This is a genomic window from Streptomyces sp. NPDC060000, assembly GCF_042737375.1.
GTDB lineage: Bacteria > Actinomycetota > Actinomycetes > Streptomycetales > Streptomycetaceae > Streptomyces.
In genome coordinates this window covers 80,126-100,412 of the sequence record NZ_JBHWUU010000018.1, presented here as the reverse complement: position 1 = coordinate 100,412, position 20,287 = coordinate 80,126, and the positions used below count along the sequence as shown (strand labels likewise).

15 protein-coding genes and 1 pseudogene are annotated in these 20,287 nt (G+C 73.8%); 7 read left to right on the top strand and 9 right to left on the bottom strand.

Translation table 11 applies throughout. The features are described 5' to 3' along the window. Window positions 1-144 precede the first annotated feature (144 nt). Window positions 145-1,104 (bottom strand): nucleoside hydrolase, encoded by a 960-nt coding sequence (locus ACFWBB_RS12595; RefSeq protein ID WP_385269989.1) that lies wholly within the window; start codon window positions 1,102-1,104, stop codon window positions 145-147. A gap of 199 nt (window positions 1,105-1,303) precedes the next feature. Beyond that, complete coding sequence (thrS, locus tag ACFWBB_RS12590) at window positions 1,304-2,545, bottom strand: threonine--tRNA ligase (protein WP_385269987.1); 1,242 nt, start codon at window positions 2,543-2,545, stop codon at window positions 1,304-1,306. Between the two features lie 371 nt (window positions 2,546-2,916). Between thrS and ACFWBB_RS12585 the strand changes: the two genes are divergently transcribed. Then, window positions 2,917-3,702: a hypothetical protein gene (locus tag ACFWBB_RS12585; RefSeq protein WP_385269985.1), complete on the top strand. Its 786-nt coding sequence runs from the start codon at window positions 2,917-2,919 to the stop codon at window positions 3,700-3,702. A 70-nt stretch (window positions 3,703-3,772) separates the two neighbouring features. Here the strand turns inward: ACFWBB_RS12585 and ACFWBB_RS12580 are convergent, their stop codons facing one another. The 5 genes and pseudogenes from ACFWBB_RS12580 to ACFWBB_RS12560 form a co-directional block, all read right to left on the bottom strand. After that, on the bottom strand, window positions 3,773-4,504 hold the full coding sequence (locus ACFWBB_RS12580) for a GAF and ANTAR domain-containing protein (RefSeq protein WP_385269983.1): 732 nt from the start codon (window positions 4,502-4,504) through the stop codon (window positions 3,773-3,775). Between the two features lie 76 nt (window positions 4,505-4,580). Continuing rightward, window positions 4,581-5,444, bottom strand: a complete 864-nt coding sequence (locus ACFWBB_RS12575) for a TIGR03943 family putative permease subunit (RefSeq protein WP_385269981.1) — start codon at window positions 5,442-5,444, stop codon at window positions 4,581-4,583. Further along, window positions 5,441-6,448, bottom strand: a complete 1,008-nt coding sequence (locus tag ACFWBB_RS12570; protein ID WP_385269979.1) for a permease — start codon at window positions 6,446-6,448, stop codon at window positions 5,441-5,443. The genes ACFWBB_RS12575 and ACFWBB_RS12570 overlap by 4 nt, the downstream gene beginning before the upstream one ends. A gap of 51 nt (window positions 6,449-6,499) precedes the next feature. Next, window positions 6,500-7,843, bottom strand: coding sequence for a helix-turn-helix domain-containing protein (locus tag ACFWBB_RS12565; RefSeq protein ID WP_385269977.1), 1,344 nt, complete (start codon window positions 7,841-7,843; stop codon window positions 6,500-6,502). Between the two features lie 1,619 nt (window positions 7,844-9,462). Then, window positions 9,463-10,107, bottom strand: a pseudogene (locus ACFWBB_RS12560) (hypothetical protein); the annotation flags it as partial. Window positions 10,108-10,670: 563 nt separating this feature from the next. On the opposite strand from ACFWBB_RS12560, the gene ACFWBB_RS12555 reads away from it, so the two are divergent. Then, entirely contained in the window at window positions 10,671-11,117 is a 447-nt protein-coding gene (locus ACFWBB_RS12555) for a hypothetical protein (RefSeq protein ID WP_385269975.1), read from the top strand. Window positions 11,118-11,255: 138 nt separating this feature from the next. Here the strand turns inward: ACFWBB_RS12555 and ACFWBB_RS12550 are convergent, their stop codons facing one another. Then, a complete protein-coding gene (locus tag ACFWBB_RS12550) occupies window positions 11,256-11,789 on the bottom strand; it encodes an SH3 domain-containing protein (RefSeq protein ID WP_385269973.1) in 534 nt (177 codons plus the stop codon). Between the two features lie 200 nt (window positions 11,790-11,989). Between ACFWBB_RS12550 and ACFWBB_RS12545 the strand changes: the two genes are divergently transcribed. Further along, the gene (locus ACFWBB_RS12545) at window positions 11,990-12,898 is read left to right on the top strand and encodes a hypothetical protein (protein ID WP_385269971.1); all 909 of its coding nucleotides are present in this window, start codon (window positions 11,990-11,992) and stop codon (window positions 12,896-12,898) included. Here the strand turns inward: ACFWBB_RS12545 and ACFWBB_RS12540 are convergent. Continuing rightward, entirely contained in the window at window positions 12,795-14,342 is a 1,548-nt protein-coding gene (locus ACFWBB_RS12540; protein ID WP_385270001.1) for a PLP-dependent aminotransferase family protein, read from the bottom strand. The two genes, ACFWBB_RS12545 and ACFWBB_RS12540, sit on opposite strands and share 104 nt — an antisense overlap. Before the next feature lie 139 nt (window positions 14,343-14,481). On the opposite strand from ACFWBB_RS12540, the gene ACFWBB_RS12535 reads away from it, so the two are divergent. The 4 genes from ACFWBB_RS12535 to ACFWBB_RS12520 all read left to right on the top strand — a co-directional run bounded on the left by ACFWBB_RS12535 (window position 14,482) and on the right by ACFWBB_RS12520 (window position 20,222). Beyond that, window positions 14,482-15,306 carry an alpha/beta fold hydrolase gene (locus ACFWBB_RS12535; RefSeq protein ID WP_385269968.1) on the top strand — a complete coding sequence of 275 codons (825 nt, stop codon included), beginning with the start codon at window positions 14,482-14,484 and terminating at the stop codon, window positions 15,304-15,306. A 160-nt stretch (window positions 15,307-15,466) separates the two neighbouring features. Further along, the gene (locus ACFWBB_RS12530; RefSeq protein ID WP_385269966.1) at window positions 15,467-15,661 is read left to right on the top strand and encodes a hypothetical protein; all 195 of its coding nucleotides are present in this window, start codon (window positions 15,467-15,469) and stop codon (window positions 15,659-15,661) included. 56 nt (window positions 15,662-15,717) lie between these two features. Continuing rightward, window positions 15,718-17,670, top strand: coding sequence for an FUSC family protein (locus ACFWBB_RS12525; protein ID WP_385269964.1), 1,953 nt, complete (start codon window positions 15,718-15,720; stop codon window positions 17,668-17,670). A 419-nt stretch (window positions 17,671-18,089) separates the two neighbouring features. Continuing rightward, window positions 18,090-20,222 carry a VWA domain-containing protein gene (locus tag ACFWBB_RS12520; protein ID WP_385269962.1) on the top strand — a complete coding sequence of 711 codons (2,133 nt, stop codon included), beginning with the start codon at window positions 18,090-18,092 and terminating at the stop codon, window positions 20,220-20,222. Window positions 20,223-20,287: the final 65 nt, after the last annotated feature.

Below are 20,287 nucleotides of genomic sequence, written 5' to 3'. Positions count from 1 at the left end.
GGGGGGGGGGGGGGGGGGGGGGCCTTCCGTCGCCGCCCCCCCCCGCCCCAGGGGGCGGGGTGGCGCCGGTCCCCGCCGGGGGGGGGGCCGGGGTTTACCCCCCCCGGCCCCACGTTCGGCTCTTGAGGGGCCGGCGTTGAGAGGTCAGCCCTCCACCGCCGTCAGCCACAGTTTCACGTAGCGCTCCACGTCCACGTCCAACGCCACGTCCACCAGGGTGTGTTCGCGTACGCCCTCGTGGATCTCGGACTCGCCGGGGCGTGGGCGGCGGTCGACGACCGTCTGGCCGCGGGCCGGGCCGGGGGCGAGGGAGACCTCGACCGGGAGGAGCTCGGTGGTCAGGCCCGCCGGGTCGGCCACCGCGCAGACCGCGCCCGCGTCGCCGAGACCGCCGGTGGGCGTGGGGTCGCCGGAGGTGGCCGGGTCGCGGTGCGCGAGGAGTTCGCCGGCCAGCCGGAGGCGGGGCTCCGGGCTCGCCCGCAGCCGCGCCACGTCCGCCGCCGGGACCAGGACCCGCTTGAACACGTCCAGGCCGTACATGGTGATCGGCACGCCCGCCGTCAGCAGGATCGCCGCCGCCTCCGGGTCGTGCCACACGTTGAACTCCGCGACCGGTGTGGCGTTCCCGGTCGTCACCGCGCCGCCCATGAACACGATCCGCTCGATGTTGCGGGTCACCTCCGGGTGGGTGCGCAGCAGGAGGGCGATGTTGGTCAGCGGGGCGGTGGGGATGAGCGTGACCGGACGCGGGGAGGCGAGGATCTCGCGGCGCAGCAGCGTGACCGCGTCCACGTCGACCGGCCTGCGGGTCGGGGCGGGCAGCCCCAGGTCGCCCATGCCGTCCTGCCCGTGCACATGCCCCGCCGTGCGGACCGCCTCGATCAGCGGCCGCTCGGCGCCCCGGGCGACCGGGATGTCCCCGGCGCCCGCGTACTCCAGCACGGTCAGCGTGTTGCGGACCACGCCGTCCACGTCCGTGTTCCCGGCCACGCATGTCACCGCCCGCACGTCCAGGCCGGGATGGCGTACGGCGAACAGCAGGGCGAGGGCGTCGTCGACACCCGTGTCGCAGTCGATGATCACGGGGATGGGCTGCTCGGTCACCTTCGGACTCCTTACGCACCACGGTCGCCGTCCCCACCGACCCTATGCGCGCCCGCCCGTCGCCACCGACCCCGCGCGGGCACGGCCGGCGTCACCATCCCTCCGCCCGCGCCCCCGCGTCACCACCGCCCCTGCGCGGGCACGTCCCTCACCGACCCATGCGGCGCCGCCCGTCACCACCGCCCCTGCGCGGGCACGCTCATGCCCACAAGCCGGTTCCTCGGGCCGCCGCATGCTCTCCGATCCGGCGGAGCAGCTCGGCGGCGGGCAGCGCGCCCGGGCGGCGGCCGTCGCGCAGGCGGAGGGCGGCCAGGTCGTCCCGTGCCTCCCGCTCCCCGATCACCGCCTGGTACGGCACCAGTCGCGCCGCCCGGATGCGGGCCCCCAGGCTGCCCCGCTCGGGCCCGGCGAGTTCCGCCCTGAGCCCTGCCGCCACCGCCCGCCGAACCAGCTCCGCCGCCCGGTCGGCCTGCGCCTCCGACACCGGCAGCACGACCAGCTGGACAGGGGCCAGCCATACGGGGAACGCGCCGCCGTGTTCCTCGAGGAGATGCGCCACGGCCCGTTCCACACTGCCGATGACACTGCGGTGCACCATCACCGGCCGGTGCTTCGCCCCGTCGGCGCCGACGTAGCGCAGGTCGAAGCGCTCGGGCTGGTGGAAGTCGATCTGGACGGTGGACAGGGTCGACTCGCGGCCCGCCCGGTCGGTGATCTGCACGTCGATCTTCGGCCCGTAGAAGGCGGCCTCGCCCTCGACGGCGTCGTAGGCGATGCCCGCCTGGCGGAGGACCTGCCGGAGCAGGTCGGTGGCCCGCCGCCAGAGCTCCGGATCGGCGACGTACTTACCGCCCTCCCCCGGCAGGGAGAGCCGGTACCGGGCCGGGCGGATCCCCAGGTCCGCATGGGCGCGGCCGATCAGCTCCAGGGCCGCCCGGGCCTCGTCGACGGCCTGCTCCAGGGTGCAGAAGATGTGGGCGTCGTTGAGCTGGATGGCCCGTACGCGGGTCAGCCCGCCCAGCACACCGGACGGCTCCGATCGGTACATGCCGCCCAACTCGGCGATACGAAGCGGCAGTTCGCGGTAACTGTGGGAGCGGGAACGGTAGATGAGCGCATGGTGGGGGCACAAGCTCGGGCGCAGCACGACCTGCTCGGCGCCCAGCTCCATCGGCGGGAACATGTCCTCGCTGTAGTGGTCCCAGTGGCCGGAGATCTCGTACAGCTCGCGCTTGCCGAGGACCGGCGAGTACACATGCCGGTAGCCGGCGGCGCGCTCGGCCTCCCGTACGTACTCCTCCAGGGTGTGGCGCACGACCGCGCCGTCGGGCAGCCAGTACGGCAGTCCCGCGCCCATCAGGGGGTCGGTGTCGAAGAGGCCCAGCTCGCGGCCGAGGCGTCGGTGGTCATGGCTGTTCTCGTGGTGCTCGTGGTCGTTCACGGGGGGGCTCCCTCGCTCGGGGAGGGGCGAGGGACCGGGGAACGGCGAAGCCCCGGGGCACTCGCCCCGGGGCTTCGGACATCCGGTCCGTGGATCAGCGCGCCGGGACGGGGTCCGGCGTCGTCGTGAGGGACGGCTGGGCGCGCTTCATGCCGAGGACCGTAGCAACGGGGTCCGGTGGGACGCGACCCGTTTCCCCGCTCCGGCCACCCGCCCGCACCAACGCCCGTAACCCGTACGGCCCGCCGCGCTGGTCACCCCGTGGCACCGGTGTTGCCGTGGGAGGAGGCATACCCGGCAGACCTTCCCGGCAGCACACCCGGCAGGCACACCCCTCGGTACCCCGCGCGCACTTCTGGAGGCACCCCCCGATGGCCCGTACCACCCTCCTGGCCTCCACGCTTCTCCTCGTCACGGTCGCCACCGTCACCACCGGCTGCGCCACCCTCGGACTCGAGCACCCGCCGACCGCCGCGCCGGCCACCCCCACCGTCGAGCGGTCGTCGGCCAGACCCACCGCGCCGACCACCTCCCCCGTCCTCACCGAGGCGCAGGCGCGCGCCGCCCTCATCACCGAAACCGACCTCGGCACGCCCTGGACCCCGACCCAGGGCGCCGCCACCTGGCGGGACGGCATGCTCAAGGCGACCACCTCCATCCCCGACTGCCAGAAACTCCTCGACGCCCTCTACGCCGACGAACTGCTCGGCGCCTCCGCCCGCGCGGTGGTCGGACTGGACGACCCGGACGCCGGCGCCCAGTTGCGTTACCAGCTCAGCGGCGCCCGTCCCGCGGACGTCGACCGCAGCCTGGCCTGGCTGAAGACGACGCCGCAGAAGTGCGCCCGGTTCGCGGCCAAGGCGACCGGCGACACCGTGCTGGACGTGCAGGTGTCCGAGCTGCCGCTGCCGGAGGTGGGCGACGTCCGCCAGGGCCTGCGCGTGACCCTGACGATCTGGGCGACGGCAGAGAAGAACCCGGGCGGCGCCCCGACCGCCCTCACCCTGGACGTCGCCGCCGTCCGGGCCGGTGAGGACGCCTTCGCCCTCACCAACGGCGGCCTGAACGACGCGCCGAACGCGGCGACCCAGGCGGCCGTGCAACTCGGCGTCCGGCGACTTGCGGACATCAGACAGCAGGGGAAGGTGCGGGTCTGAGACACGGGTCCCACAGGATGGCGGCGTGCGGGCGCCGCGGCTCAGACCGTCGCGGTCAGACCGTCGCGGCTCAGACCGTCGAGTCGTCGTCGAAGCGCAGCCGCAGGGTGACCACCTCGTGGGACAGTGCCAGCACGGTGCGGTCCTGCGCGAAGGCGTGGCCCCGCAGCAGTGAGAGCGCCTCGTCCGCGGCGACGCCGATCTGGGCCATCACCATCCCTACGGCCTGGTACACCTCGTCGTGTTCGGTGGCCAGCGGGCTGAGCCACTGGCCGGCCTCGTCCGGGTCGTGCGGCCCGGCCCTCGGCAGTGCCACCAGCGCGGCCGTCACGACCTCGGCCACCACCCGCGCCGTGCGCACCTCGTCGGCGGCGAGCTCGCCCGGCTCGTCCCGGTAGAGATCGAGGGTGCCCACGCACACCGAGCGGTCGCCCAGCGGCAGCGCGTACACCGACCGCACGCCGACCGCCGCCGCCTGCTGGGCGAACACCGGCCAGCGGCAGGCGTCCCGGCTCGACATCAGGTCCGCGGCGCAGACCGGCGAACCGGTCTCGGCAGCCTCGAGACACGGCCCGTCCCCCAGCGTGACCTGCAGCTCCATCACATACCCGGCCCGTTCACCGCTCGCGCTGAGCGGCACCGGCATCCCGTCGCCACGCAGCGACAGACTCGCGTCGTTCACCGGCAGCAGTTTCACCACGGCGTCGCACAACCGCTGCGGCACCTCCTGGGGACCGGCGCCCCGCAACTCCTCGGCGATCACTTCGGCGACCCGGTCCCGGTCCAGGGGGCCCATGGTCATCACCTCCGTCGCCGGACCGGTTCACCTCTCGTGATCCCGCCGGGTACCCCTCGCGCACCGGGGAAACCGCCCTCGGCTAGGGCTTCTCGTACGGATCCGCCGGCTGTTCCACGCGCGTGACCGCGGCCGCGTCCAGGACCGGCGGCCAGGCCGCGTCGGAGCCGAGCGCGCCCTTCGGACGCCAGGTGCCGGTGACGGTGACCCAGGTGTCGGCGGGCAGGACGTCGTCGTCCGCGCCCCTGATCTCGACCTTGCCGGTGGTGGCGTCGGCGGCGCAGCAGGTGACGAGGAGGCGGGTGACGTACCAGGCGCCGTCGTCGCCGTGGGTGACGAAGCCGGTCAGACGGACCGTACGGCCCCTCAGCGAACGTCCGCTGTCGTAGATCGCGCGTGAGCTGAACGCGGCGACCGTCAGCTCGACCGGGTTCCCCGCCGGGAGCGCCGGGAAGGTCCCGACCCCCTGCGCGGCCCGCTGGGCGGCCTCGCGGCCGGCGCTGTAGGAGCCGAGCGCCGGCGGCGGGAAGAGGAGGAGGGCGACGGCGGGCAGGGTGAGCAGCCAGGCGACGCGGGGACCGGCGGGGCCGTGGGAGTGGCCCTCGTGCCCCGCGTGCCCCTCGTCGTCCTGGTGGGCGTCTTCGCGGTCGTCGTCCTGGTGGGCGCGCTCGCGGTCCTCGTCCTGGCGGGCGTCGTCGCGGTGGACGTCCTGGTGGGCGTCCTCGCGGTGGGGATCGCCGTGCGGGTCGTCCTCGTACTCGCGGGGCGGCCGGTGGCGCATGAGCGCCGTCACGACACCCAGCAGGACCAGCGCGGCCCCGGACACGATCAGGTAGGGCCGCAGGCCGGCCTGCACGTAGCGCAGGTACAGATCGCCGAAGAGGGTGATCCGCAGGACCGCGCCGCCCGTCAGGAGGAGCAGCACCGCCGGTCCGTACCGCCTCACAGCAGCCACCACCCCACGAGGACACTGGCGGCCAGGGCCACCACCCAGGTCGCCGACGCGAACCGTACGGCGAAGGACCGGCCGAAGGTGCCCGCCTGGAGGGCGAGGAGCTTCAGGTCCACCATCGGGCCCACCACCATGAACGCCAGCCGTGCGGTGGCCGGGAAGGCGCTCAGGGAGGCGGCGACGAAGGCGTCGGCCTCGCTGCACACGCACAGCACGACGGCCAGGACGGCCAGCAGCGGCACCGCGAGCCAGGGGGACCCGCCGAAGACGTCGAGGACGGAGCGCGGGACGGCGATGTTGAAGGTCGCCGCGGCCGCCGCGCCCAGCACCAGGAAGCCGCCCGCGTGCAGGAAGTCGTGCTGGAGGCCGGTCACGAAGGCGCGGGGGCCGGTGGTGCGGGCCGACGGGTCCTCGGGCCCCGGCAGCCGCAGCCACTTCTCCTTGCCGAACCGCGCCCACAGCCAGCCCATCGTCACGGCGGTGCCGAGCGAGGCGAGCAGCCGGGCCAGGACCATCTCCGGCCGGCCGGGGAAGGCGATGGAGGTCGCGACGAGCACGACCGGGTTGATCGCGGGCGCGGAGAGCAGGAAGGCGAGGGCGGCCGCCGGGGCGACCCCGCGCCGCATCAGGCTCCCGGCCACCGGCACGGACGCGCACTCGCAGCCGGGCAGCACGGCCCCGGCGACACCGGCGACCGGCACGGCGAGCACCGGGTTGCGCGGCAGGAGCCGCCGGAACACCCGCTCCGGTACGAACGCGCCGATCGCCGCCGAGACGACCGTACCGAGGAGCAGGAAGGGCACCCCCTGGACGGCGACGGCCGTGAAGACCGTCCACCAGGCGGCCACCGGCGGTGTGTAGAGATCGAGCGCGAGCAGCGGCCCGAGGACGGACACGACCGTCGCGACGGCGACGAGCGCGGCCCCACCGAGCACGGCGTACACGAACGCGCGCACGGCGACCCGCAGGCCGTCGGCCACAGTCCGTTGATTCTGCACGCCGGGGACGCTAACGCCGTCGGCAATGAGCGAGCTGTGACCTGCCTCTGGCTACAACGGCGGCTGCGCGGGCGCCGGTCCCAGCGTCGTGGTCCCCGGCGCCGTACGGTGCCCGAGCCCCGTGCGGTACGCGTCCAACGCCGCCTCCACCCGCCCCGTACGCCGCAGCAGATCCCCCAGCATCCGGCAGAGATCGGCGAGATCCCCCGCCGCCCCCGCCCGCTCCAGCAGACTCAGCGCCCGCACATAGTGCTCCTCCGCCGCCTCCGTGTCCCGCGCGTCCTCGGCGATGATCCCGAGCAGCCGGTGCGCCCCCGCGGAGTGCACGGCACCCCGCTCGGACGACAGATCCCCGAGCACGGTGTGCAGCAGCGCGGCGGCCTCCTCCGACTTGCCCCGCCGGTGCAGGACGTCGGCCAGCTCGACGGCGACCTGGCTGCTGTAGAGGGCGGCGCGCTGGGCCGAGAGCATGGCCTGGGCCTGCTTCAACTCGTCCTCGGCGGAATCCAGTTCACCGTTCTGGGCGTAGACGTAGCCGCGCATCCAGTGGCAGTTGGCGAGTTCGGTACGGAGCTGGAGCTGACGGTAGAGCTCGGACGCCTTGGCCAGCGAGGCGTCGGCCTCCGCGAGGCGGCCCTCGGCGAGGAGGGTGCGGGCGACGGAACGGTGCATGCGGGCGACCAGCGCGGGGTCGCCCGCCTGGGGCGCGAGGGCGAGGGCGAACTCGGCGGCCTGCGCGGCGCGGGCGTGGGCGCCCATGTCCATGTACGGGCCGATGACGGAGGCGTAGAGGAGGAGCAGCGCGTCGGGGTCGTGCAGCCCGCCCCGGTTGAGCTCGTCGAGGGTCGACTCCAGCAGGTAGACGGCGTAACGGAGTTCACCGGCGAGGTAGTGGGCGACGGCCCGGCCGCGCAGCGCGGGGACGCGGGCGGTGAGCGGTGCGTGTGCCAGAGCGGCCTCGGCGCGCTCGAAGCAGCGCAGGGCCGTGTCCAGGTCGCCCGTGTCGATCCCGCACTCCCCGAGGCCGAGCAGCGCGGTGGCCTGCTCCTCGTCGAGCCCGTGCTCCCGCGCCTCCGTGAGCAGAGCGGTGTACTGCAGGGCCGCTTCCTCCGCCTCCCCGGTGGCCAGCGCCCGCTGGGCCTCGGTGAGGCGGAGCCGCAGATCGGTGACGAGGCGGGCGGGCCGGCCGGTCGCCAGCTCCTCGAAGTCGACGCCGAGCCGCTCGGCGATGTGTTTGAGCGCCTCGTCGGAGGGCCGCACCCGGCCGGCCTCCAGTGTGGAGACATAGGCAGGGGTGTAGGTCGGCTCGGCCAACTGCCTTTGCGTCAGCCCCTGTTCGACACGCAACCGCTGCACCCGGCGCCCCACGACCTCCGGTTCGTCCCGCTCTCCCACGCCGGTCGCCCCCAACTCCCCCTGTGCCTCTTGCCGTTGGACTATCTCAGCCTCTAGGTTAAACGGCGAGTTAAGCACGCTTAACAGCTGGCTGACGTGAGTATCGCAGTCGCCGACGTTGCGAGGTAGCCGTGTCCGGACGCACATCCGCACGCCCTTCCGCACGCCCTTCCGCGCCCTATGTCAGAGCGGTCGCCGCGGCGGTCCTGGCCGTCACGGCCCTGATCACCGCGGCCAACGCGGGTCCGGCCAGAGCCACGGACGCCACACCGGCTCCCCCGACCGCGCGGCACGACACGGCGGAACACCGCTAGGACCGCCGCCCCGGGGCCGTCCAGGGAACCACCCTCGCCTCGAACGCCCGGCCAGGAGCCGCCCGAACGATCCCGCCGGCCGCGCCAGGGCCCGCCTGGCGATCCCGCCGGCCGAACGCCCGTCGGCGTCCGCTTCCTCAGCGGGGCGGCTCACCCCTGCGTCTGCAACTGCCGCAACTGCTGCTGTACGTGGTCCAGCGCGCCCTCGCGACGGCCCGGCACCCGGGCTCGCAGTTCCGCGACCGCCTGTCCCAGCGCACGGGCCCGCGACACGTCGGGGATCCGCCCCCACTGGTGGTGCGCCCGGTCGACCGCCGCCTCCACGGCAGGCGCGTCGACCGGCTGCCCGGCCTCCAGCCGCGCGACGGCGACCGCCATCCAGGTACGGCAGCTGCGCTCGGCGTCTCCCGCGAACATCGCCAGATCCGCCCGCACCTCGGCCCAGTGCAACGCCTCCTCGGACCCGGCCCCGTACGAGCCGGCGGCGTCCTGCTCCAGGCGGGCGGCAAGCACATCGGCATCGACATGCCGCCCGTCCCGCACAGCGCCGGAAATGGCGGCATGCGGATCAAGCTCCCACCCTCCCGCCCTGCCCTGAGGCGCACCCCCCGGCCCAGGAGACACCGGCCGGGGGACCCGGGGGCGGGACTCCCGTTGGACGGCGGGAGCGCCTGGGACGGCGGGTGCGCCTGGGACCGCGGGTGCGCCTGGGACCGCGGGTGCGCCTGGGGCGCTGAGTGTGCCCGGAGCGCTGGATGCGCCCTGCGCGGCGAAGGCAGCGGGTACGCCGGAGGCGACAGGAGCGGTCGCGGCGGCGAGTACGCCAGGGGCGACGGGCACGCCAGGGGCAACAGACACGGCCGGGGTGACGGGCGCTCCGGAGGTAACAGGGGCGTCCGAGGCGGGAGACACGCCAGAGGCGACCGGTACGCCGGAGGCGCCAGGGGCCGCCGACACGGCGAGTACACCGGAGACGGCGGGCAGGGACGGGGCGGCGGGCAGGGCCAGGGTCACGAGCGAGGTCGAGGCCGGGACTGGGGGCGAGGCCGGGGCCGGAGCCGGGGCCGGGACCGGGACCGGGGGCAAAGGCGAGGCCGGGGCCGGGACCGGGGGCAAAGGCGAGGCCGGGGGCAAGGCCGAGGCCGCGGGCAGAGGCAAAAGCGAGCCCGGGGCCGGGACTGGGGACAAAGGCGAGCCCGGGGCCGGGACCGGGGGCAAAGGCGAGGACGAGGCCGGGACCGGGGGCAAAGGTGAGGACGAGGCCGGGGGCAAGGGTGAGGACGAGGCCGGGGGCAAGGGTGAGGACGGGGCCGCGGGCAGGGGTGAGGCGGGATATACCAGGTCGCCCAGCTCGCCGTCTGACGCGATGCGGGCCAGCGCCGCCTGGTGCAGGCGTTCCAGCGCCGGACGGCCCCCGCTGCGCAGTATCGTCGCGACCGCCTTCATGTACGACGGCACGGCGACGGTTCGGCGCCCCGGTGGCGGGGCGACCCGCCCGTACACGGTCACCGCGGGCCCGCAGTCCAGGACGTTCCCCCGCAGCCAGTCCCACGTCTCCTGATCCGCGCGCAGATCGAGCACCACCGTCGTGGACCCGGCCGCCCGCAGCCGCAGCTCCTCCCGGAACCAGTGCCACGGGAACGCCGTGTACCGCACGGTCGCGGGCGTCGTACGGGCGAGCGCCAGGTGCGGCAGCCGCTGCCGCCGGTCGAGTTGCAGCTGCCCCGCGACGAACAGGGTCAGCGGCCCGGGGGCCACCGCGGCGGCCCGCAGCCGGGTCAGCACGGCCTGCGGATCGAGCGGATCGGCGAGTTCGACGACGTTCGCGGTGTCGGTGCCGGCCAGTACGGGAGGCGGCACCGCTGCCAGCACGGGGAGCACGGAGGCCGCGTCCACCAGACACCCCTTGCCCATGGGCGAGGCCGCGAGCAGCAGCACGGTTCCGGGCATGGTCCCCTCCCGCATGGTCCCCTCCCCTGTCGATCACGTACCTCAGCACCGTAACCGCTGCTGCTGCAAAGGGGAGCCTCAGGACTGCGAACGTCCACCTACGGGGCCTTCGTCGGGCCGCGGCACGCAGGGGCCGCACCGCGAAGACCGTCGTGTCGTCGGCGAGACGTCCCCAACAGTGCCGCAGCGTGCCGTCCCGGACGAAGGCCGCCAACCGCCTCGGCTCGGCGGCCCGGGGACCGCGGGCGAGGGCCGCCGCGGCCTCCTGGGCCGGCGGATGGAACTCCCCGGCGCCGGGCCCGCGGACAGCGGTCGAGCAGGCCGTGGCCGCCGGACTCCATGAGGCCAGCGAAACACGCGGGCGGACGGCCCGCATCCGGGGCCGAACCCCCGCGCGGCGCACCGTCCGCTCACGCTCCGCGCACCATCCGCTGACGGTCCGCGCACGGTCCGCGCACCATCCGCTGACGGTCCGGTGCGAAAACCCGGTGCACCCGACTTGCCACCGCCCCCGCCCAGGTGTGCCCTGGAAGGCGGGGGCGAGGAGAGAGAGGAGTCCTCTCATGGCTCATGCGGCACCCACACCAGGCATGCGGACCACGTCCGCCCGTACCCGCACACCCGACGTCTTCAGCGAACGGACCCACCGGGCCGCGCAGTGGACGACGGCCGTGTCACTGGGGCTCGTCTACGGCTACTGGGCGGCGGCCAACAACCGCGCCGGCGGCCCGATCACCGGCTGGAACCTTCTGCTCGGCTTCGTCAGCGCGATCGTGTTCGCGGCGCTCTACACGGGCATCCACGCCCTGGCCCCGCACATGCGACGCGAACTGCACGCCCTGCTGTGGGCGGCGTTCGCCGGCTGCGCCTTCGGCTTCCTGTACAGCCAGACCGGCGCCGCCGTCCTGCGCTCGGTGGGCATGGCCCTGGTGATCGCGGGAGCCTTCTTCGCGACGCTGTTCTACCGCTACTACACGCACGAGGACGCGGCTGGACACCGCATCCGCTGACCCCACCCACCCACCGCATCCGCTGACCCCGCCCACCCACCGACCGCGTCCACCGACCGCGTCCGCGCAGGACGCACCAAGACGCACACGGGCCCCGGCGTTGTACGCCGGGGCCCGTGCCTTCCCTCATCCCTCCACTCACCGGCCGACCGGGACCCACTCCCAGTCACCCGACGAGGTATCTGACGTTCCGCCGAGACTGAAGCTCCAGGAGCCCGAGAAACTGAACGACCCGGAGGCCGAGACGCCGAACGAGCTGTTGGTGAACGGGTCGTCCCAGTTGGTCCAGTCCCCGTTCTTCCACCGCGGGCACGGGTCGGCGCAGTCGGGCACCCGAGCGCCGCCGGTGTCCACGAGGGCGGCGCTCGCCCAGCCCTGCGCGTCGAAGAGCCAGTACCAGTCCGGGTTGCCGTTGACGCTCTGGCCCTTCACCCTGCACTGCACGCGATCGTGACTGCCGGGCGCGAGCGCGGCGACGACGGGTGAGCGGGTGGTGGGTTCCTGTCGCACGTTCAGTTCGGTGCGGGAGACGACGGTGCCGCGGACGGAACCGTTACCGTCACCGCTTCCGGCCGGCTGGGCGGCGGCCGTGGTTCCCAGCGCCGCGACGGCGAGGGTGCCGCCGGTGAGCAGGGCCACGGCCGGAGTCCGCAAGGCCAAAGTGGTGCGCATGATCGACCTCCTTCTCCCCAGAACCAGGAAACACCCGTTCGGGTGAACCCTCCACCGGAGCACGTCGTCTGAACACCACCCACGTGCCACCCACCCGCCACCGACGCGCCACTGGACGCCCCCCTGGGCGACCCCCTGGGCGCCACCCGAACGGCCGCCATGGGCTCGCGCTCGCCGCCCCGACCCCGTTGCCTGGAGACGTGTCCCGAAGCCTGCGGACCGCCCTCTCGGCCGTCCTCCTCGCGCTGTCCTGCCTGCTGGTGCCGTTCGGCGCGCTCGCGGCCTGGGCGGCGTACGGCCTCACCGACACCCGCGGTTACGTCACCACGATGGCGCCGCTCGCCTCCGACCCCGCCGTACGGGACGCCGTCGCCGACACGGTGGGTGACGGAGTGGCACGTGAGGCCGGGATGAACCCGCTCTTCCTGCGCGACGCGGTCCGTTCCTTCACCGCGACCCGTGCCTACCGCACGGCCTGGGACGCGGGCAACGAGGCGGCCCACACGGCCGTGATGAGAGCGCTGAACGACGAGAGCGCCGACCGCGACGCCTACCCGGTGACCGTGGACCTCGCGGCCGTCACCTCACCACTGAAACGCCAACTCACCGCCGATAACGTGCCGTTCGCCGACCGGGTGCCGGTGCAGCACACGCGCGTCGCGCTTCTCCCGCCAGGTGAACTGGCCGTACTCCGGAAGGGCTACCACGTGCTCGACGTAGCCGGTTTCTGGCTGCCCCTGGCGGCCGTCCTGTTCGCGCTGGCCGGTATCGCCGTGGCGGCCTGCCGCCGCCGGGCGGTCACGGCGACGGCCCTCGGCACGGCCCTGGGCGGCGCGTTGCTGGGCCTCGCCGTCGCGATCGCCCGCCGCCTGGCCCTCTCCGACCTCCCCGACGCGGCCCACCGCCCGGCGGCGGGCGCGGTGTACGACGCGCTCACCGCGACCCTGCGCACGGCCTCCTGGCTGCTGCTCGCGGTGGGCCTGACGGTGGCGGCGGCGACCTGGCTCACCCGCCCGCACTCCCCGGCGGTCCGGCTGCTGCGACGTCGGCGAGTGTGCGCAACGCCCGTGCCAACTCCCCCTTCGGAGCCGACGCGAGTCCGAGTCTGACCGCGTCCGGGGTGCGGTGCGGGTCGACGGCGAAGGCGGTCCCCGGGGTCACGGCGATGCCGTGCGCGGCGGCAGCGGCCGTGAAGGTGTCCGCCCGCCAGGGCGCCGGCAGCTCCCACCAGGCGAAGTAGGCGCACGGATCGGTCCGTACGGTGCCCCCGCCCAGGTGCTCGACAAGGCCCCCGCCCAGACCCTCGGCCAACCGCTCGACGGCACCCTCGGAGCGATGCCCGGCCAACCGCTCGGCGGCCCGCTCGGCGAGACGCTCGACGGCACGCCCGGTGACGTCCTCGGTGCGACGCTCGACGGCACGCCCGGTCGGCCGCCCGGTGCGGTGCCCGGTGAGATGCCCGGTGAGATGCCCGGTGAGATGCTCGGTGAGGATCGCCTGTCGTCGGGCGGCGTCCGCCCGTTTCGCCTCGACGAGCCGCCGCACCACCCCGTCCGCCGCCCACCGCACGGCCGCCTCCACCGCGAACCGTCCCGCACTCCACCCGCCGGACCGCACCGCGGCCCCCACGGCCTCCACCCGGTCCTGCGGTACGACGAGAAAGCCGACGGTCAGCCCCGGCGCGACCCGCTTGGACAGACCGTCGACGACGTGGGTGAGCCCAGGCGCGTGGGCGGCGAACGCGGCGGCGTCGGGGCGGAGAAAGGCCCAGATGCGGTCCTCGACGACCGGCAGGTCCAACTCCTCCACGAGCCGTCCGAGTTCGCGCCGCCGCCGTTCACTCATGGTCGAGGACGTCGGGTTGTGGAGCGTCGGCTGAAGGTAGAGGGCGGAGAGCGGGGCGGCACGATGGACGGCGGCGATGACGTCCGGTCGCACTCCTTCGGCATCGCCCGCGAGCGGCACGAGGACCACTCCCAGCCGCCCGGCGATCCCCTTGACCAGCGGATACGTCAGCTCCTCCACCCCGACCCGGCCGCCCGGCCGGACCAGGGAGGCGAGGGCGGCGGCGATGGCCTGCCGGGCGTTGCCGGTGAACAGGATCTGTCCGGGGTCCGGCCGCCAGCCGGGCAGGGTGAGAAGCCGGGCGGCGCTCTCACGGGCGGCCGCGGTCCCGTCGGCGGCGCCCGGACGCATGGCGTCGGTCAGCACATCGGTCCGCAGCAGCGGCGCGAGGGAGGCCGCGAGAAGCTCCGACTGCCCCTCGACGGAGGGGTAGTTGAGCTCGAGGTTGACGGGCGCCGAGGTGGCCGTCTCGATGAGCGCCCGCCCCTGCCCGACGGCCGGCGCGGCCCGTACGAACGTTCCCCGGCCCACCTCGCCGACCACCAGACCGCGCCGCACGAGTTCGCCGTACACCCGCCCGGCCGTCGAGGGCGCGATGCGGTGCCGCCGCGCGAACCACCTTTGCGGAGGCAGCTGTTGGCCGGGACGGAGCCGCCCGGCGGCGATGTCACCGGCGATACGGTCGGCGATGAGCCGGAAGTCGGCCATGGGGCGTCCGGGACCTTCCCTCGTCATATCCCTGTTCCCTATATCCCTGTTTTCCCTCGATGTTTTCCCTCGATCGGGATTGCACCGAGAGCAAAGATCTTATTGCACCGAGGAATCGGGCCGCCCTACTGTCGATCACATGGCTCCCTTCCTCGCATACGTGGACAAAGGCGCGGATACGCCCCTGGCGCTCCCCCCGGCGCTCCCCCCGGCGCTCCCCCTGGTCCTCGTCCACGGCCACCCCTTCGACCGCACCATGTGGGCCCCGCAGATCGAGGCCTTCGCCCCCACCCGCCGGGTGATCGCCCCCGACCTGCGCGGTTACGGCGAGTCCCCGGTGGTCCCCGGCATCACGCTGCTCTCCGACTTCGCCCAGGACATCGTCACGCTCCTGGACGAACTCGCGGTGGAGGACTTCGTGCTGGCCGGGCTGTCGATGGGCGGCCAGATCGCGATGGACCTCTACCGGCAGTTCCCCGACCGCGTCCGGGGCCTGGTCCTCGCCGACACCTTCCCGGCGCCGGAGACCCCGGGCGGCAGACTGGCGCGCAACGAGATGGCCGACCGGCTGATCGCGGAGGGCATGCGGGGCTACGCCGACGAGGTCCTGGAGAAGATGGTCGGCCCGTACGCGGCCCCCGAGGTCAAGGCCCATGTCCACCGCATGATGACGTCTACGTCTCCCGAGGGCGCGGCGGCGGCCCTGCGCGGCCGGGCCGAACGCCCCGACTACCGGACCGTGTTGACCCGCGTCACCGCCCCCGCCCTGGTGGTGGTCGGCGAGGACGACGAGTACACCCCGGTGCCGGACGCGGAAGCGATGCACGCGGCGCTTCCGCACTCCGAGCTCCGCATCATCGAGGGCGCGGCCCACCTGCCGAACCTGGAGCGGGCGAACGAGTTCAACAGGGTGCTGGCGGAGTTCCTGGCGAAGACCGGGGCACAGCCCGCACAGCCCGCATAGCCCGCGGCACACCCCCTCTACAACCGCGGCACACCCCACGACAAGCGCGGCACACCCCACGACAAGCGCGGCGCACCCCTCGACAAGCGCGGTGCGCCCCTCCGCAACCGCGACATAGCCCGCACGGGGCGACGACGACCGGGGCGTAGCCTCGGCCGGGATGAGGTCGACGCGAGGGCGGCTCCTCGGCGTCTGGTGCGCCGGACTGTCGCCGGCCGGGGTAAGCGTGGTCGTGTCGCACGACTTCTGGGCGGCCGACGCCCGTTTCCTCCACCTCGACGGCACCGACCACCGCGCGCGGACGGTGAACATCACCCTTCACCCTTCACCCTTCACCCTTCACCAGGGCCGATGATCCGGGCCCGGTGCCCACACGGCCGGGGCCCGGAGCCCGCCGCTCATAATGAGCGCATGTCCCGCGAGTTCCCCATCGGCCTCACCCCTCCCGACTGGCTGGTCCGGAACCTCCGCTCCCAGCGGTCCGCCGTCAACCGGCCCGCCGTCGCCCGCGCCGCGCTCGCCATGTCGCTGCCGCTGCTGATCGGCCTCGCCGCGGGACAGCCCGCGTACGGCGCGCTCGCCTCGATGGGCGCCCTGTCCGGCGTCATCGGCGACACCGCCGACGCCTACCGCATGCGGATCATGAACATCGCGATCCCGCAGCTGTTCGGGGCGGTGGGCGTCACCCTGGGTTCCGCCGTGTACGGACACGGGTGGCTCGCGGTGGCCGCCGTCACCGGCGTGGCACTGATCTCCGGGATGATCTCGACGATCGGGGCCGTGGCCTCCGTGTCCGGGCTGCTGCTCCTGCTCAACTCCGTGGTGGGGGCCGGCCTGTCAATGCCGGGTCAGTGGTGGCTGGCGCCGCTCCTGATGACCGGCGGCGGCCTCCTGGTGCTCCTCCTCGCCCTGCTGGCCTGGCCGCTGCGCTCCGGGGTGCCGGAACGCACGGCGGTCGCCGCCACCTATCGCACGGTCGCCGACCTGCTGGCCGCGTGCGGCAGCCAGGTCCCCGGTGAGTACGAGGACGCCCGCCACACCGTCACCCAGTCCCTGAACCGGTCCTACGACCTCGTCCTCGCCCGCCGCACCGGACACCACGGCCGCAGCCCCGAACTGACCCGCCTGGTCGCCGAACTGAACGCCATCACCCCGGTGGTGGAGGCGGCCCCCGCGGCCCATCTGAACGGACGCCCGCTCCCGGCGGAGGTCCCCGAGGCCGTGATCCACCTCGCACGGGCGGTGGAGACCGGCTTCACCGGGCCGATCGGGCTGCGGCTGCCCGACCCCGGCTCCGAGACCGCGCGCGCCGTCGACCACGCCCTGCGGCACGCCGCCGAGGTGGTCGCCGCCCCCGACCTCGACCCCCGGGGCATCGACGACCGGCTCGGCCGTCCGGCCGGCCTGCGGGTCCGTGCCGCCCGCGCCGCCCGCGACGTCGCCCTCTCCGCCGCGTCCTGGCGCTACGGCCTGAGACTGGCCCTGTGCATCGGCCTCGCCCAGGTGCTGGTCTCGATCGTCCCCGTGCCGCGCTCCTACTGGGTGGCCCTGACCATCACCTTCGTGATGAAGCCCGACTTCGGCTCGGTGTTCTCCCGGGCGCTGCTGCGGGCGCTGGGCACCGTGGCCGGCCTGGTGGTCGCGGCGGCGGTCCTGTCCCAGGTGCCGCGCGGGTGGTGGGACGTACCGGCGATGCTGCTGCTGGCGCCGCTGATCCCGGCCCTGACCCCCCGCGGGTACGGCTATCAGACCGCGGCGATCACCCCGGTGATCCTGCTGCTGTCGGACGTCCTTAACCACCAGGGCACGGCGCTCCTGCTGCCCCGGCTGGTGGACTCGCTGATCGGCTGCGGCATCGCGCTCGTGGCGGGCTATCTGCTGTGGCCGGAGAGCTGGCACACCAGGGTCGGCGACCGGCTGGCGGACGCGGTCGCGGACACCGCCCGCTATGTCGACTCGGCCTTCGGCCCCGAGGTCGACCCGGCCGAGCGCGCCCGGATGCGCCGCCGTCTCTACCGCGACCTGTCCGTCATCCGTACGGAGTTCCAGCGCGCCCTGACCGAGCCCCCGCCCACGGGACGCCGGGCCGCCGCCTGGTGGCCGCTGGTCGTCGCGGTGGAACGGATCGTGGACGTGACGACGGCGGCCCGGGTCCGGGTGAAACACGGAGCCGGACCGCCGTCGGCGGCGGAGGTCGCTCAGGTCACGCTGCAACTGCGCGAACTGGCGGACGGCCTGCGCGACACGGACGTCCTGTACCAGGTGCGCACGGACCTGACCGGACCCACCGGCAGCGTCCTGGAACCCCTGCGCCAGGAGGTCGCGGCGGCGAGAGCGATCGCCTCACCGCACGCGGGCGCCTAGCTCCGGGCTTTTCGGCGGGGGTGCCGGACCCCGACGTCCCCGACGTCCTCGCCGTCCTTGCACCACACGGCCACCACCGCCGGGCGGACGGTCTTCCCCGGGCCGTCCGGGGGACTGGGACGACGTTCCGATCAACGGCAGCAGCCCGCACGCCTTTACTTTCCCGTTACATTCCCTTGCTGTGTTCTTGACGCTAGGGGCACATGCGTGCGGAAGCGCTGCCGCGGGATGAACGGAGAGCGAAGCCCCGGCTGCCACAGGGGTGTTGGACTTACGTGGCGGGAGCACCGAGGCGGTATTGACACACCCGGATTCCCTACACTCACCCCTGCCCAAGATCACCATTCGGGGCGGCTAACCTTACGTGTCCGTCCTGGCCAGGGATTGACGGGCTTCAACTCACGCGAAGGGTTGCGCACATGGGCATTCTCACTCTCCTGCGGAACGCGTTCGGACGGTCACGCAAGGAGCGGGCCGCCGAGGCAGAGGGTGCGGAACAGGTTCCTTCGCAGGAACAGACCGCTTCTGAGGAGCGGGACCAGCAGTCGAACGGAGCCGACCGTACGTCGGCACCGGCGGCGTCGACACCGACGCCCGAACCGACGGTCCCGTCCCCCTCCCCCGAACCCACCCCGAGGGCCACCACGGCCCAGGTCCCGGAACCCCGCCCGGCATCCCAGGACGAACACGACCTCGTCTCAGCAGCCTTCGACAAGGTATCGGTCCCCAAGCCGACCCAGTCGACGGAAGACCTGCCGGCATCGGCGCAGCCGACGGCCGAGGCCGAGGCTCAGGTGACGGCTGAGGCAGTCGAGGCCGAGGCGACTGCGGCTGAGGCTGAGGTGACGGCGGAGCCGAAGGCGGAAGCCGAAGCCGAAGCTCCGACGCCTGCTGAGGTGAAGACCGAGGCTGAGGCCGAGACCAAGGTGGACGAGGCGGAGGCGAAGGCGGAAGCCGCGGCCGAGGTCACGGCGGAGGCGGAAGCCGAGGCCGAGGTCACGGCGGAGGCGGAGGCGGAAGCCGAGGCCGAGGTCACGGCGGAGGCGGAAGCCGAGGCCGAGGCGCCGACGCAGGCAGAAGCTGAGGCCGAGGCGCCGACGCAGGCTGAGGCTGAGGCTGAGGTGAACGAGGCGGAGGCAGAAGCTGAGGCCGAGGACACGGCGGAGGCGGAAGCTGAGGCTGAGGCGCCGACGCAGGCTGAGGTAAAGGCCGAGGCCGAGGCTGAGACCAAGGTGGACGAGCCAGCGGCCGAGGCGGCTGCGGAGGCCGAGGCTCCGCCGCAGGCGGAGGTGGTCGCCGAGGCCGAGGCCGAGGCGGAGCCGACGGCGCCCGAGGGCGAGGTCAGCACTCCGTCCGAGGAGCCGACGGCGCCGGAGACCGGCGCGGAGCCCGCGGCCGAGCAGCCAGAGGCCGAGCCCGAGCAGATCGCGGCGGCCCCTGAGGCACCGAAATCCGAGCCCGCGGCCGACGAGCCCGAGGCCGCTACGGCGGAAGCCGACGAGCCCACGGTCGCTGCCGCGGAAGCCGACGAGCCCGAGGCCGCCGACGGCGAGGACGCCCCGCAGGGGCCACTCGCGGCCGACGACGAAAGCCGCACGGGTGGTGCGGGTGGGAACGACTCGGCCGAAGGCGAAGCCGAGGACGAGGTGAAGGCCCCGGCCGAGACCGAGGCCGAGCCCACGTCCGAGCCTGCCGCCATCGCCGACGAGCCCGCACTCACCGCAGCTGCGACGCAGATCGACGAGCCCGCGGCCGCCCACGGCGAAGCCGAGACCGAGGTCAAGGCCGAAGACGAGGTCAAGGCCAAGGCCGAGGTCAAGGCCGAAGCCGATGCCGAGGCCAAGGCCGAGGCCAAGGCCGAGACCGAGACCGAAGCCGAGGTCAAGCCCGAGACTCACGCCACCCCCACCCCCACCCCGACCCTCCCCCCCGGCCTCGCCACCGCGTACGACGCGGCCGCCACCACCCTCGAGGCAACCCACCTCACCGGCACCCGAGCGAAGCTCTACCTCGTACTGGACCGCTCCGCGAGCATGCGCCCGTACTACAAGGACGGCTCCGCCCAGGCCCTCGCCGAGCAGACCCTCGCCCTCGCGGCCCACCTCGACACCGAGGCCAAGGTCCACGTCGTCTTCTTCTCCACGGAATTGGACGGCACCGGCGAGCTGACCCTCACGGACCACGAGAACAAGATCGACGAGCTGCACGCCGGCCTCGGCCGCATGGGCCGTACCAGCTACCACGCGGCGGTCGAAGCGGTCCTCACCCACCACGAGAAGGAAGCCGCGGACACCCCCGCCCTGGTCGTCTTCCAGACGGACGGCGCCCCGGACGCGAAGACCCCGGCCACCCAGTCCCTCACCAACGCGGCGAAGAACCACCCCGCCGTCTTCTTCTCCTTCGTCGCCTTCGGCGAGCACGACAACAAGGCCTTCGACTACCTCCGCAAGCTGAAGACCCCCAACACGTCCTTCTTCCACGCGGGCCCGACCCCGCGCGAGCTGACGGACGCCGAGCTCTACGAGGGCGTACTGGCCACCTGGCGCCCGTAGGCCCCTTCGGGGGGTGGAGCATCACGTCCACCCCCCGAAACGCATGTGAGTGGATCTTCGCGGGC